Origin of the sequence: Novosphingobium sp. AP12 (assembly GCF_000281975.1) — a bacterium.
Lineage (GTDB): Bacteria > Pseudomonadota > Alphaproteobacteria > Sphingomonadales > Sphingomonadaceae > Novosphingobium.
The window spans coordinates 24940-39178 of sequence record NZ_AKKE01000172.1; the positions used below are offsets into that span (position 1 = coordinate 24940).

The window sequence follows — 14239 nt, forward strand, 5'->3', positions numbered from 1 at the left end:
GGCGTGAGTTCGCAACCAGGAGTGCCGGGCCGATGAACGCGCCTTTCGCCGCACGCCCGCTCCTGAAGGAGGGGACGGAGTTCGACGACTTGCTGGTCGCGCCGTCTCGCGAACGCCGCCGCCTCCAATGCTACCTTGCCCTCGTCGTCGCCGACATCTGCGCAATCTTCATCGGCTTCAGCCTTACCGGCTACCTTCTTTCGGGCACCCAGGGTTTTCCCGAGAGTCTCGTCCACGCCCAGCTGATCCTGCCGATCTACCTGACCCTCGCGCTCTACAACGGCTCGTACTCCACCAGCGCGCTGCAGCAGGGCTGGACCGGGGTGTGCCGCGCGATGGTGGCGATCGTCATCGCGGTTGTGGTGGTGGTCTTCGTCCAGTTCCTGATCCGCCCGGACGCCGACGTTTCGCGCTGGGCCTTCAACGGCGGCGCGATCTGCGCGATGTTCGTCATCGCCTGGACGCGCCTGCAGCTTCGCAGCTTCGTGCGCTGGCGCTGCGGCGAGAACGTGCTCAACGAGCTCATCATCGACGACGGCGGCCCGCAGGTGAACCTGCGCGGCGCGATCCGGATATCAGCCGCCGCGATGGGCCTGCGCCCCAATCTCAATGACCCCAATGCGCTCGACCGCATCGGTCTCATCCTGCGCAACATCGACCGTGTGGTGGTGAGCTGCCCCTCGGGGCGCCGCGCCGAGTGGGCGATGATGCTCAAGGGCGCCAACGTCGATGGCGAAGTGCTGGACGACGAGGTCGCCCGCCTCGGCGCGCAAGGCGCGCGTGTGGTCGGCAAGCACGGGCTGCTGCTGGTCTCGGCGGGGCCGCTGGGCCTTCGTGACCGCGCGATCAAGCGCCTGTTCGACGTCGCCTTCGCGGGCGGGGCCATCCTCGCGCTGTCGCCGCTGCTGATCACGGTGGCACTGGCGGTCAAGATCCAGGACGGCGGCTCGGTGTTCTTCACCCAGCGACGCATGGGCCGCGGCAACCGCTTCTTCAACATGTACAAGTTCCGGTCCATGACGCAGACGCTCTGCGACACCGACGGCAACGTCTCCGCCTCGAAGGACGACAAGCGCATCACGCGCGTCGGCAGCTTCATCCGCAAGACCAGCATCGACGAGCTGCCGCAGCTGTTCAACGTGCTGCTGGGCGATATGAGCCTCGTCGGCCCGCGTCCGCACGCCACCGGCTCGCTGGCGGGCGACAAGTTGTTCTGGGAAGTCGACCTGCGCTACTGGCAGCGCCACTCGCTCAAGCCCGGTCTGTCGGGGCTGGCACAGGTGCGCGGCTTCCGCGGAGCCACCGACCACGAATCCGACCTCGTCAACCGCCTCCAGGCCGACCTCGAGTATCTGGAAGGCTGGACGATCATGCGCGACATCCAGATCATCCTGCTGACCATGCGCGTTCTGGTCCACGACCGGGCGTTCTGAGGGCTAACGCCCGGCCGCCCGGCTCCATACGCTGGACGTAGGATATTTGTGAGATAGGGACGCCGGAGGTATTGCCCGGCAGTTTCCGGCTCTCAGTTGCCCTTCTGTTTGGGAACCGAGAACGTGCCCGAGACGCGGCCGCCAGGGCCGCCCGAAGCCGACGACACGCCGCTGTTGAGATCGACCACAAGGCGGCCACCGCGCAGCGTGTCGCCGTTGAGACGCTTGATCGTGGCGTTGCCGGTCATCGTGATGATCCGCTGGTTGAAGTCGTAGATGCCCACGTCCCCGGTCGCGGTCTCGTTAGGGCGGGTGACGACCACGCCGCCGCTCGCGGTGATGCGCTGGATCTGCATCGATCCGGTGTTGGTGAAGTTCACCACCGTGCGGGCCGCGCGCAGGCGCAGTTCGGCCTGTTTGACGTCGACGTTGCCCGAGAGGACGACGCGGTCCTGCCTGTCCTGCAACTCTATGCGGTCGGCGGCATAGTCGACAGGCGCGTCCGAATTGTGGCCCGAGAGCACCTGCGCGTCGATCTGTGGCGATCCGGCGAGGGCGGCCAGCCCGAGCACCGGGACGGCCAGCGCAACGCGGAAAAGTGTCTTGGGGGCGGCGATCATTGCGGTATCCTCAGCTTGCCGGGCGTCATGCGCAGCCGGGCATTGCCTTCGAGCGTCACGGTGCGGTTTTCAAGGTCCGCCTTCATCGAATCGGCGCGGAACACGCCGGTGGGCACGGTCCCGTCGACACCGCCCGATCCAACCGCGACTTGAGACTTCACGTCGATGGCGACCTTGCTGGTGGTCATCTTGTAGCCGTCGGGCGCGGCGAAGTTCACCGGGCCGTTCACCGCGATCTGCTCAGTGTCGTAGTTGTAGGCGCCGTTGGGCGCGACGATCTGGGCAGGACCGTCGTTCAGGCTCATCAGCGCCTTGAGCTTGTCCATCTGCACCACCGGCGTCGTCGCGCTCTGCTGTACGGCGGTGCCGGCGGTGACCACGAAGCCGCGCTGCTTGTTGTCCTTGCCGCGATAGGCGGCGTCGGCGACGCGCAGGCGCTCGTTGGTCACGGCGACCTTGTTGCGGTCGAGCAGGAAGCTGATCTCGCCGCGCGGGGACAGCGGCACCAGGATCATCACCGCCGCGACCACGCCGATGCCCGCCGGCAAGGCCTTGGCAAGAAAGCCGACGAGCCGGTCGTGCGAGCCGCCGGGCGCGGCGAAGTGCCGGCGGCGGTTGCGGATCTCTACGGCTTCTACGGACATGGCGGTTCAGGAAACTCCCGGAGGTCGATCAGGCTGCTTCGTGGCTGAAGATGTCGTGGTCGGGCCACCCGGCGAGGTCGAGGCGGGCGCGGGCGGGCAGGAAGTCGAAGCAGGCCTGCGCCAGTTCGGTCCGGTGCTCGCGGGCGAGGCGCTCGACCAGGATGGTATGCATGGCGTGGAGGTAGCGCACGTCGGACGCGGCGTAATCCTTCTGCGCCTCGGTCAGCTCGGGCGCGCCCCAGTCGCTCGACTGCTGCTGCTTGGACACTTCCTTGCCGAGCAGTTCGCGCACGAGGTCCTTGAGGCCATGGCGGTCGGTATAGGTGCGCACCAGCTTGCTGGCGATCTTGGTGCAGAACACAGGCGCGGCGGTGACGCCGAGGTAGTGCTCCACGGCGGCAAGGTCGAAGCGCGCGAAGTGATAGAGCTTGAGGCGCGCCGGATCGGCCAGCACCGCCTTGAGGTTCGGTGCGTCGAACGTGCTGCCCGGGCCGAAGCGCACGAGGTGCTCGTCCCCCTTGCCGTCCGAAATCTGCACCAGGCAGAGCCGGTCGCGAGGGGTGATGAGCCCCATCGTTTCGGTGTCGATAGCGACGGGCCCCGGCGCGAGCACGCCTTCGGGGAGATCTTCTTCGTGGAGATGGACAGCCATAGTCCGGAAATGCTTAGGGACTGGGCCGGTGTTGCGCAATGCCGGCTGAACCGGTGCGCCAGTTTTTCGGAAGAGGCGGGGACATGACCGCAACACACGATGTTCAGGATATCCCCGAAAGCTGGGCCGCGGCGCTCGCTCCCGTGCTCGCCGCGCCCGAGGCGCGCAAGCTGGGCGGCTGGCTCAAGGCCGAGGAAGCGGCGGGCAAGCGTATCTTCCCGCCGCGCGGGACTCGGCTTCGGGCCTTCGAACTGACCCCTCTCGACGAAGTGCGCGTGGTGATCCTGGGGCAGGACCCCTACCATGGCACCGGGCAGGCGCATGGCCTCGCCTTCTCGGTGCAGGAGGGTGTGCGGGTGCCGCCCTCGCTGGTCAATATGTACAAGGAACTGGCGACCGACTGCGGCGTCACCGCGCCCGGCCACGGCAACCTCGAACACTGGGCGCGGCAGGGCGTGCTGCTGCTCAACAACGCGCTGACGGTGGAGGAGGGCCAGGCCGGCTCGCACCAGAACCGGGGCTGGGAAGCCGTCACCGACGCTGCCGTCGCCGCCGTGGCCGCGAAGGAGGAGCCCTGCGTGTTCTTGCTCTGGGGCAACCACGCCAAGAAGAAGGCGATGCGCGTGCCCGGGCTGGCGCAGAGCCACCACCTCGTGCTGACCGCCCCGCATCCGAGCCCGCTGTCGGCCTACGCCGGATTCTTCGGCAGCCGCCCCTTCAGCAAGGCCAATGCCTTCCTGGCCGCGCACGGACGGGGGACGATCGACTGGTAGGCGATGCGGCCAGTCGGCCACGGCCAGTCGCTTTGCCCCCGACCTTCGAGGGTGATGACCCACGAGGAGCGTGGACCGAGGTGAGGCGTGAACTCGGCCTCAGGCTGACGGACCAGCCAGCGCCTCGTCCATCTCGTAGTGGCTCATGGCGCCGCCGATGGTGAGGTCGCCGAAGGCGGCGCGGAACTTGCCGAAATCCTCGAGGTCGCGGACGGCCTGGTGGGCTTCCATCGAGGTCCACACGACGTTGAAAGTGAACTTCGAGGGGTTCTCCACCCCGCGCCCGAAGCGGGCACTTACCACGCCCTCGCAGGCGGCGAGGTGGGGCACGCCGGTTTCGCGCATGGCCCTGGCGAACTCGTCCTCGGCGCCCGGGCGCACTTCGATCTCGGCGATTTCCAGCAGCATCGGTGTTCTCCCTCTCAGGGGGCAATGAACCGGCCCGGGCGGGCTTGGTCAAGCGAGGGCGGGAAGTGATCGCCTTGGCGGGAGCGGGAAACGAAAAAGGGGCGCGCCTCGCGGCACGCCCCCTCTCATTCGATAGCGAATCCGATCAGCGCGGGAGCTGGCTCGAGCCCATCAGTACCTGGTCGACCGAGCGGGCGCACTGGCGGCCTTCACGGATCGCCCAGACGACCAGAGACTGGCCCCGGCGCATGTCGCCGCAGGCGAAGATCTGCTCGTCGGTGGTCTGGTACTTGAGCACGTCGGCCTTGACGTTGCCGCGCGGGTCCAGCTCGACGCCCGACTGATTGATCATGCCGGGCTTGCGCGGGCCGGTGAAGCCCATGGCTAGGAAGATCAGGTCCGCCTGCAGCGTGAACTCGCTGCCTTCGATCTCCTGCATCTTGCCGCCGACCCACTCGACGCGCACGCATTCGAGGCCGCGCACGTCGTTGTCGCCGACGACGCGCTTGGTCAGGATCGACCAGTCGCGGTCGGCGCCTTCCTCGTGGCTGGACGAGGTGCGCAGCTTGAGCGGCCAGAACGGCCACGACATCGCCTTGTCCTCCATAACGGGGGGCTTGGGCATGATCTCCAGCTGGGTGACCGATGCCGCGCCCTGCCGGTTGGAAGTGCCCACGCAGTCCGAGCCGGTGTCACCGCCGCCGATGACGATGACGTGCTTGCCGGTGGCCGAGACGGTGCCGCGCGGGGCGGCGCGCAGTTCGTCGTCGCCGGCATTGCGCTTGTTCTGCTGGGTCAGGAATTCCATCGCCAGGCGCACGCCGGGCAGTTCGGAGCCGGGGATGTCGAGCCGGCGCGCTTCCTCGGAACCGCCCGCGAAGACCACCGCGTCGAAGTTCTCCTTCAGCGAAGCGACCGAAACGGTCACGCCCACTTCGGTGGAGGTCTTGAACACCACGCCCTCGGCTTCCATCTGCGCCGCGCGGCGGTTGATGAGGTGCTTCTCCATCTTGAAGTCGGGGATGCCGTAACGCATCAGCCCGCCGACACGGTCGTTCTTCTCGAACACCGTGACCGAGTGGCCGGCGCGCGCCAGCTGCTGCGCGCAGGCGAGGCCCGCCGGGCCGGAACCCACCACCGCGATGGACTTGCCGGTGCGCCGCACCGGCGCCTGCGGCGTGATCCAGCCCTCGGCCCACCCTTTGTCGACGATCGCGCATTCGATCGACTTGATGGTCACCGGCTCGTCGATGATGTTGAGCGTGCAGGCCGCCTCGCACGGGGCGGGGCAGATGCGGCCGGTGAATTCCGGGAAGTTGTTGGTCGAGTGGAGCACGTCCAGCGCGTTGCGGAAGTCGTCCTCGTAGACCAGGTGGTTCCAGTCCGGGATGATGTTGTTGACCGGACAGCCGGTATGGCAGTGCGGCACGCCGCAGTTCATGCAGCGCGACGCCTGGTCCTTGAGCGCCTGCGGGGCGAGCGGGATGACGAATTCGTTGTAGTTCTTCAGCCGCGCATCGACCGGACCATACGTGCGGTCCTGGCGGTCGAGTTCGAGAAAGCCGGTTTCCTTGCCCATGCTATGCGATCCTAAATCTTATTCTGCTGCGACCGAGGCGGCTTCGAGGCGCTCGGCCTCCTGCTGGCGCAGAGCCTTGGCGTAGTCGCGCGGCATCACCTTGAGGAACTTGCCCAGCGTGTTCGACCAGTCGTCGAGCAATGCGCGGGCCTGTTTCGAGCCGGTGTGCAGGTGGTGGCGTTCGAGGAGGATGCGCAGGCGCTCCGCGTCGTGGCGTAGCGGGTCGCCCATGCCCAGGTCGGTGACCGAGGACGTGCGCTGCTGCGGACGGCCGGTGCCCTCATCTTCGTCGGCATCCGCCGAGATCGGAAGCAGGTCGACCATCGCGCCGTTGACCAGTTTGTCGAACTGGCCGTCCGCGTCGTAGACGTAGGCGATGCCGCCGGACATGCCCGCCGCGAAGTTGCGGCCGGTCTTGCCCAGCACCAGCACGACGCCGCCGGTCATGTACTCGCAGCCATGGTCGCCGCAGCCTTCGACCACCGCGATGGCGCCCGAGTTGCGCACGGCGAAACGCTCGCCGCCGACGCCGTTGAAGAACGCCTCGCCCGAGATCGCGCCGTAGAGCACGGTGTTGCCGACGATGATGTTCTTGAGCGGATCGCGGTCGACGTGACCGGGCTGGCGCACGATCACGCGGCCGCCCGACAGGCCCTTGCCGACGTAGTCGTTGGCATCGCCGGTCAGGTCGAGCGTGACGCCGTGGGCAAGCCAGGCGCCGAAGCTCTGGCCGGCGACGCCGGTGAGCTTCACGTTGATCGTGTTGTCGGGCAGGCCGGCATGGCCGTAGCGCTTGGCCACTTCACCCGAGAGCATCGCGCCCACCGTGCGGTTGACGTTGATGATCGGCTTTTCGATGCGGACCGCCTCGCGGTGGTCGAGCGCGTCGGTCGAGGCTTCGATCAGCGCGTTGTCGAGCGCGTTCTCGAGGCCATGGTCCTGCGTCTGCGACCAGTTGAGCGACGGACCGTCGCCCAGCGGGGCCTGATAGAGCAGCTTCGACAGATCGACGCCCTTGGCCTTCCAGTGGGTGATCGCCTTCTTCGTGTTCAGGCGATCGACGCGGCCGACCATCTCGGGGATGGTGCGGAAGCCCAGCTCGGCCATGATCGCGCGCAGTTCCTCGGCGACGAAGAAGAAGTAGTTGATCACGTGCTCGGGCTGGCCGGTGAAGCGGGCGCGCAGGACGGGGTCCTGGGTGGCGACGCCGACCGGGCAGGTGTTGAGGTGGCACTTGCGCATCATGATGCAGCCCGCCGCGATCAGCGGCGCGGTCGCGAAGCCGAACTCGTCGGCGCCCAGCAGCGCGGCGATGGCGACGTCGCGCCCGGTGCGCAGGCCGCCGTCGGCCTGCACCACCACGCGGCTGCGCAGGTTGTTGAGCAGCAGCGTCTGCTGCGTCTCGGCGAGGCCGATCTCCCACGGGGAGCCCGCGTGGGTCAGCGAGGTCAGCGGCGACGCGCCGGTGCCGCCCTCGTAGCCGGCGATGGTGATGTGGTCCGCGCGCGCCTTGGAGACGCCCGCCGCGACCGTGCCGACGCCGACTTCGGAGACCAGCTTGACCGAAACGCGCGCCTTGGGGTTCACGTTCTTGAGATCGTGGATGAGCTGGGCGATGTCCTCGATCGAGTAGATGTCATGGTGCGGCGGCGGGCTGATGAGGCCCACGCCCGGCGTCGAGTGACGGGTCGCGCCGATGGTGCGGTCGACCTTGTCGCCGGGCAACTGGCCGCCCTCGCCAGGCTTGGCGCCTTGGGCCATCTTGATCTGGATGTCGTCGGCGTTGACGAGGTACTCGGTGGTGACGCCGAAGCGGCCTGAAGCGACCTGCTTGATCGACGAGCGCATGGTGTCGCCGTTGTCCATCGGCTTGAAGCGGCGCGGGTCCTCGCCGCCTTCACCCGTGTTCGACTTGCCGCCGATGCGGTTCATCGCCACGGCCAGCGTGGTATGCGCTTCCCACGAGATCGAGCCGTAGCTCATCGCGCCGGTGGCGAAGCGCTTGACGATGTCGGTGGCCGGCTCGACCTCGTCGATCGGGATCGATTCGCCCGGCACGAAGTCCATCAGGCCCCGGATCGTGAGCATGCGCTCCGACTGGTCGTTGATGGTCTGGGCGAAGAGCTTGTACTTCTCGGGCACGTTGCCGCGCACGGCATGCTGGAGCAGACCGATGTTCTCGCTGGTCCAGGCGTGCTCCTCGCCGCGCACGCGCGCGCCGTAGATGCCGCCGACGTCAAGCATCGACTTGTAGATCGGATCGTCGCCGTAGGCGGCCTGGTGGCGGCGCACGGTCTCTTCCGCGATCTCGGCAAGGCCCGCACCCTCGATGGTGGTGGCGGTGCCGGTGAAGTACTTCTCGACGAAGGCGGTGGACAGGCCGACCGCGTCGAAGATCTGCGCGCCGCAGTACGACTGGTAGGTCGAGATGCCCATCTTGGACATGACCTTACGGATGCCCTTGCCGATGGCGTAGACGTAGTTCTTCGCGGCCTGCTCGGCGGTCACCGGCAGGTTCTTGCGCACGCGCAGCGCCTCGATCGTCTCGAGCGCGAGGTAGGGGTTGATCGCCTCCGCGCCGTAGCCCGCGAGCGCGCAGAAGTGGTGCACCTCGCGCGCTTCGCCGGTTTCCACGACGAGGCCGGTCTGCATGCGCAGGCCTTGGCGGACGAGGTGGTGGTGGACGGCAGCAGTGGCCAGCAGCGCCGGCATCGGGATGCGGCCCGGACCCTGCGCGCGGTCGGACAGGACGAGGATGTTCTTGTCCGCCAGCACCGCTTCGGTCGCGGCCCAGCACATCTCCTTGATCGCCATCTCCAGGCCCTCGGCGCCGCTCTTGGCGTCCCAGGTCATGTCGATGGTGCCGGTGCGGAACGCGCCGTCGAGCGCGGCTTCCACCGAGCGGATCTTGGCCAGGCCGAGGTCGGTCAGGATCGGCTGGCTGACTTCCAGGCGCTTGTGCGTGCCGGCGTCATGGCCGAGCAGGTTGGGGCGCGGGCCGATCATGGTGACGAGGCTCATCACCAGCTCCTCGCGGATCGGATCGATCGGCGGGTTGGTGACCTGGGCGAAGTTCTGCTTGAAGTAGTCGTAGAGCAGGCGCGACTTCGACGACAGCACCGGGATCGGCGTGTCGGTGCCCATCGAACCGAGCGGATCGTCGGCGTTCAGCGCCATCGGCTCGAGGAAGCGCGAGACGTCTTCCTGCGTGTAGCCGAACGCCTGCTGGCGATCGAGCAGCGTGCCCATCGCCATCGGCAGGGTGGCGAGGTCGGGCTCGATCACGTCGAGGTCGGCAAGCTTGTACTGCGCCTGGGTGAGCCACTTTTCATAGGGCTCGGCCTCGGCCAGCTTGGTCTTGATCTCCTCGTCCTCGATGATGCGGCCTTCCTCGAAGTCGATCAGCAGCATGCGGCCGGGCTGGAGACGCCACTTGCGCACGATGTTGTCTTCCTTGATCGGAAGGACGCCGCTCTCCGACGCCATGACGCACAGGTCGTCGTCGGTGACGAGGAAGCGCGCGGGGCGAAGGCCGTTGCGGTCGAGGGTGGCGCCGATCTGGCGGCCGTCGGTGAAGGCGACGGCGGCGGGGCCGTCCCACGGCTCCATCAGCGCGGCGTGGTACTCGTAGAACGCGCGGCGCTCGGCCGTCATCAGCGGGTTGCCCGTCCATGCCTCGGGGATGAGGATCATCATGGCGTGGGCAAGGCTGTACCCGCCCGCGAGCAGCAGCTCGAAGGCGTTGTCGAGGCAGGCGGTGTCCGACTGGCCGTGCGGGATCAGCGGCCACATCTTGTCGAGGTCGGCGCCGAGCAGCTCGGATTCCATGGTGCGGCGGCGGGCGTTCATCCAGTTCACGTTGCCGCGAACCGTGTTGATCTCGCCGTTGTGCGCCATGAAGCGGAACGGGTGCGCCAGCTTCCAGCTCGGGAAGGTGTTGGTCGAGAAGCGCTGGTGCACGAGGCCGAGCGCCGAGACGAACTCGGGGTTGCGCAGGTCGTCGTAGAACGAGCCGACCTGGGTCGCCAGCAACAGGCCCTTGTAGACGATCGTCCGGCTGGAGAAGCTGGGCATGTACAGCTCGGTCAGGCCGGGCAGGTCATGCTTTTCGGCCAGCGCCGCCAGCGGGTTCTGGGTCTGCTTGCGGATCGCCAGGATCTTGCGCTCGAACGCGTCCTGGTCGGCGCAGCTTTCGCCGCGGCCGACGATGCACTGGCGGATCACCGGCATCGATTCGAGCACGGTCTTGCCGAGGCCGTCGAGCGTGACGGGCACGTCGCGCCAGCCGATCAGGTGCTGGCCTTCCTTGTTGATGAACTTCTCGAAGATCGAGACGATCATGTCGCGCGCGGCTTCGTCCTGCGGCAGGAAGCACATCGCGACGGCGTAGTCGCCGGCCTTGGGCAGCTCGACGCCCGTCTCGGCGGCCCAGGTGCGCAGCAGCTGGTCGGGAAGCTGGGTCAGGATGCCGGCGCCGTCACCCAGCAGGGGGTCGGCGCCTACCGCGCCGCGGTGGTCGATGTTTTTCAGAATCTCCAGCGCCTGGGTAATGATCGCATGCGTTTTCTGGCCCTTGATATGGGCTACGAAGCCCACACCGCAGGAATCGTGTTCATTGCGCGCGTCATAGAGGCCCTGGGGCTTAGGAAATCCCATCGATAAAAACCCATCCTGTCATTTTTTTGGCCGGGGTTCACCTGGCATGCCCGCAGACGCGCACGAATCGTGCATCGACCCCACGCGGCATAGTGACCCCACGGTCCCCATGACGATTGGGGGACGGTTTTGCAACTGCGATGAGGCCACCTGCGCAGGATTGCGCGCGTGAATGCCGGAATTCGCGGCATTTTATTATCAGGAAACCCCGCCCGGATATTCTCCGGAGGGGGTTCTGGACAGGATGGGACCCGGATTATGTCGCGGAAGACTCGCTCAGGCGGCTCCGCTCATGCGCTGGAGGGTGGCGAGCGCGGCGCGGAGGGCGCGTTCGGTGGCCTCCTGGTCGGGGGCCTCGCCGCCGCCCGGTGCGTCGAACATGCGGTTGGGCGAAACGGGGGTCGAGGACTGGGGCGCGGGGGCCAGCGTCGGGCGACCGAACGGCACGGCATCGCGCGCCTGCTCACCTAGGATATCAGAAGCGGGTTCGTCTTCTTCGCTCTCGTCCGCATGCTCGAACTGGATGGCGCGCGCGAGGTTCTGACGCGGCCCGGCGTGGCGCGAGAGGTTGAGCAGCGAGGAATAGCCCTGTGCGAGCGCCGTGTCCTCTTGCGCGTCGGCATCCTCCTCGGCGAAGGGACTGGCGGGGAAGGGCGCGAACTCTGCCAGGGTATCCACGGCGGTCAGGCCGAGGGCACGCGGCGGGACGTAGCCTGCCACCAGCTCTTCATCGGCGGCGTCATCGTCGAAGGCGACGGGGCGCAGGCCGGCGGGGATGAACGAGGACTCGTCGCGAGCGTCACCGGAGGGCGCGGCAATGGTGTCCTGCGTGCCGAGTTCGCTGTCGATCACCGGCGTCGCGAAAGGCGCCGGGGCGGCGAACGGCGCGGGCGCAAGGCGTTCGAACTTCGGGGCGTAAGGAGCGGGCGACGGCGGAACCTCGCGCAGCGGCGTGAATTCGACCGCGACTGGTTTGGCCGCGATCTCGGCAGCCTCGGCGGCGAGCCGGGCCTGTTCGCGGCGCTCGGCCATGGCAAGGGCGAGGCGCTCGAGCAGTTCGACCGGCGACAGGTCGTCGAGGTCGGCCTCGGCGATGCGGCGGGCGGAGTGCGATTCGAGGACGAGCTCTGCGGGTCCATCGGGCACTTCGGTTTCGGAGACGTCTTCGACCTCGGCCTCGAGCGGCTCCGCGATCTCGTCGTGAACTTCGAGGTCCAGGAGAGTTTCGGGTTTGGTGATGACGGCCTCGGGGGCATCGGCTTCGACAGCTTGCCCTTCGAGGTCTTCAGCCGAGTGGAGGCGCGGGAGCAGCTTGAAGCCGGGCGCTGGCGCGGAAGCGGCGTCCTTGTCGAGCTGCGCCTGGAACACCTTCTGGAAAATCTGGGCGCCCGGGGGGGTGAATGGCACGGCTTCGGCCACAGGGGCTGCGAAGTCCGGTTCGGCTTCTTCGGGCTCGGCCCACTCCGATTCGGGCTCGGCCCAGGCGGGCGTGGGCTCGTGCCAGGCCGATTCGGCGTCGAGCCAGGCGGGAAGCGCGGCTTCGGCTTCGGCCTCGTCGATCTCGACAGCGGGGATGTGCGGGCGGAAGGCGGGCTGGACCGGCTCGTCCTCGTCGAAGCCGTCGAGATCGAACTCGGCGACGTTCAGGATCTGCGGATCGCGGCTCACCGGCTCATGGCCGGGGATCGGCGCGCGGTCGTCGTAGGCGGGAAGGTCGTCCTGGGTATGGAGGGCGAGCGCGCGGCGGCGGCCGGCGATGCGGCCTGGCGTGGAAGGTTCGACCTCGTCGGCAGGAGCGAAATCGACCGATTCTGTGCCTTGGGCAGTGTCGGCACGGCTCTCTATCGCGGCGGCGGGCTGGCCGATGCGGCGGGCGGCGACGAAGCCGACCAGCGCGCCGAGGCCCGTCGCCGCCAGCGCGAGAAGGATGCGGGTAGTGGTGCCCAGCGGCGGTGCGGCCATCGGGATCACCCGGTCGATGCCGGTCGCCAGCACCAGATGCTCGATCACCGCGGGGCTGACGGCGATGCTGCCGAGTCCGAACAGGGCACCGATCCAGAGCGCCACGATCGCGGGGAACAGCGGGTGACGGCTGATCGGCTCTGCGCCTGCGTTCCTGCGTTTTTGCTCGGCCACTGAATTACCTCGTATTGTCTTGCCGTTACGCCGCTGTGTCAGGCGGCGGCTTCGAGCCCGCTTTGAGCGGTCTGTGGTGCCAGCATTTGGTAAACGAGAGGATAACGCTTGGCATTGTACGCCCAGTCATGGCGCGTTTCCACATGCTTGCGCCCGGCGCTGCGGTAGGCGTCCCAGCCTTCGCGCTGCTCCAGCAGCCGGGCGAGGGCATCGGCGCAGGCCGCCGCGTCGTCGGGCGCGAAGAGGACGCCGGTCTCGCCGTCGGTTACCAGTTCGCGGTGGCCGCCGACGTCGCTGGCGGCGACGAGCTTGCCCTGCGCCATCGCCTCCAGCGGTTTCAGCGGGGTGACGAGGTCGGTGAGCCGGCTGCGCTTGCGGGGGTAGGCCATGATGTCGCACAGCGCGTAGTAGCGGTCGACCTCGTGGTGGGGCACCCGGCCGACGAAGCGAATCGCCTCGGCCGCCGGTGACGCAGCCGCCTGAGCTCGCAGCGCCTCCTCGCGAGGGCCACCGCCGACCATGAGCAGCCGCGCCTGCGGCTGGCGGGCGACGAGCGCGGGCATCGCCTCGATCAGCACGTCGAGGCCCTCGTAGTCGTAGAAGCTGCCGATGAAGCCGATCACCGGGTCGGACGGGCCGAAGCCCAGCTCGCGTGCCAAATCGGGGTCGGGGGCGGGAGGCGTGCCGAACAGGTCGAGGTCGACGCCGTTGGGCATGACGGTGATCTTGGATTCGGGCGTGCCGCGCGCGGCGAGATCGCGGCGCAGGCCCTCGCAGATCGTCACCACCGCGTCGGCCGAGCGCACCACATGGCTTTCGAGCATCCGGGTCAGCCGGTACTTAAGCGATCCCTCGGTGCCGGTGCCGTTGCCGACCGCCGCGTCCTCCCAGAAGGCGCGGATCTCGTAGACCAGCGGGATGCCGTGCCGCCGCGCCACGCGCAGCGCAGCCTGACCGCAGAGGACCGGGGAATGGGCGTGGATCACGTCGGGCCGCCATTCCCGGACCACCCGCTCGATCCCTTCGGCGAACAGGGCGATCTCGCGCCATTCGCGCAGGCCCGGCAGTCCGGTGACCCCGGATTTCCCGGATTTCCCGCCGGCGCGGTGGAAGATCAGCCCGTCGTGCTCCTCAACCTCGCCCTCGTCCGCATTGTAGCGCGGGCCGGTGACGCTGCGCACCTCAAGCCCAAGCGCCGCCTGTGCCTTGAGGATGGCGCGGGTGCGGAAGGTGTAGCCGCTGTGGATCGGCAGCGAGTGGTCGAGGACGTGGAGAATGCGGGTCATGACGCGTTTCCTAGCTTGCGAACGCTTAACGCGCCGTCAACCCGGCCTTGCT

At 67.9% G+C, this 14239-nt stretch carries 10 protein-coding genes; 2 read left to right on the top strand and 8 right to left on the bottom strand.

Features of this window, described 5'->3' with window-relative positions:
* Positions 1–32 precede the first annotated feature (32 nt).
* Positions 33–1433, top strand: a complete 1401-nt coding sequence (locus tag PMI02_RS24180) for a sugar transferase (protein WP_007687986.1) — start codon at positions 33–35, stop codon at positions 1431–1433.
* 92 nt (positions 1434–1525) lie between these two features.
* Here the strand turns inward: PMI02_RS24180 and PMI02_RS24185 are convergent, their stop codons facing one another.
* From PMI02_RS24185 to PMI02_RS24195, 3 genes are read right to left on the bottom strand one after another with little or no spacing between them, the layout of a single operon-like run.
* On the bottom strand, positions 1526–2053 hold the full coding sequence (locus PMI02_RS24185; RefSeq protein WP_007687989.1) for an LptA/OstA family protein: 528 nt from the start codon (positions 2051–2053) through the stop codon (positions 1526–1528).
* The gene (gene lptC / locus PMI02_RS24190) at positions 2050–2697 is read right to left on the bottom strand and encodes an LPS export ABC transporter periplasmic protein LptC (protein WP_007687991.1); all 648 of its coding nucleotides are present in this window, start codon (positions 2695–2697) and stop codon (positions 2050–2052) included. The genes PMI02_RS24185 and lptC overlap by 4 nt, the downstream gene beginning before the upstream one ends.
* A 28-nt stretch (positions 2698–2725) precedes the next feature.
* Positions 2726–3349, bottom strand: a complete 624-nt coding sequence (locus tag PMI02_RS24195; protein ID WP_007687993.1) for a ribonuclease D — start codon at positions 3347–3349, stop codon at positions 2726–2728.
* A gap of 83 nt (positions 3350–3432) precedes the next feature.
* On the opposite strand from PMI02_RS24195, the gene ung reads away from it, so the two are divergent.
* A complete protein-coding gene (gene ung / locus PMI02_RS24200; protein WP_007687995.1) occupies positions 3433–4122 on the top strand; it encodes a uracil-DNA glycosylase in 690 nt (229 codons plus the stop codon).
* A 99-nt stretch (positions 4123–4221) separates the two neighbouring features.
* Here the strand turns inward: ung and PMI02_RS24205 are convergent, their stop codons facing one another.
* The 5 genes from PMI02_RS24205 to PMI02_RS24225 form a co-directional block, all read right to left on the bottom strand.
* Complete coding sequence (locus PMI02_RS24205; RefSeq protein ID WP_007687996.1) at positions 4222–4530, bottom strand: putative quinol monooxygenase; 309 nt, start codon at positions 4528–4530, stop codon at positions 4222–4224.
* Positions 4531–4675: 145 nt separating this feature from the next.
* Entirely contained in the window at positions 4676–6109 is a 1434-nt protein-coding gene (locus tag PMI02_RS24210; RefSeq protein WP_007687997.1) for a glutamate synthase subunit beta, read from the bottom strand.
* An 18-nt stretch (positions 6110–6127) separates the two neighbouring features.
* Positions 6128–10765: a glutamate synthase large subunit gene (gene gltB / locus PMI02_RS24215; RefSeq protein ID WP_007687998.1), complete on the bottom strand. Its 4638-nt coding sequence runs from the start codon at positions 10763–10765 to the stop codon at positions 6128–6130.
* Between the two features lie 276 nt (positions 10766–11041).
* Positions 11042–12901 (bottom strand): hypothetical protein, encoded by a 1860-nt coding sequence (locus PMI02_RS24220; protein ID WP_007687999.1) that lies wholly within the window; start codon positions 12899–12901, stop codon positions 11042–11044.
* 38 nt (positions 12902–12939) lie between these two features.
* Entirely contained in the window at positions 12940–14187 is a 1248-nt protein-coding gene (locus PMI02_RS24225; RefSeq protein ID WP_007688000.1) for a TIGR04063 family PEP-CTERM/XrtA system glycosyltransferase, read from the bottom strand.
* Positions 14188–14239: the final 52 nt, after the last annotated feature.

Coding starts and splice junctions, on each gene's coding strand:
- PMI02_RS24195 (WP_007687993.1), bottom strand. CDS start 3,349: ATGGCTGTCCATCTCCACGAAGAAGATCTCCCCGAAGGCGTGCTCGCG.
- PMI02_RS24180 (WP_007687986.1), top strand. CDS start 33: ATGAACGCGCCTTTCGCCGCACGCCCGCTCCTGAAGGAGGGGACGGAG.
- ung (WP_007687995.1), top strand. CDS start 3,433: ATGACCGCAACACACGATGTTCAGGATATCCCCGAAAGCTGGGCCGCG.
- PMI02_RS24205 (WP_007687996.1), bottom strand. CDS start 4,530: ATGCTGCTGGAAATCGCCGAGATCGAAGTGCGCCCGGGCGCCGAGGAC.
- PMI02_RS24225 (WP_007688000.1), bottom strand. CDS start 14,187: ATGACCCGCATTCTCCACGTCCTCGACCACTCGCTGCCGATCCACAGC.
- PMI02_RS24210 (WP_007687997.1), bottom strand. CDS start 6,109: ATGGGCAAGGAAACCGGCTTTCTCGAACTCGACCGCCAGGACCGCACG.
- PMI02_RS24185 (WP_007687989.1), bottom strand. CDS start 2,053: ATGATCGCCGCCCCCAAGACACTTTTCCGCGTTGCGCTGGCCGTCCCG.
- gltB (WP_007687998.1), bottom strand. CDS start 10,765: ATGGGATTTCCTAAGCCCCAGGGCCTCTATGACGCGCGCAATGAACAC.
- lptC (WP_007687991.1), bottom strand. CDS start 2,697: ATGTCCGTAGAAGCCGTAGAGATCCGCAACCGCCGCCGGCACTTCGCC.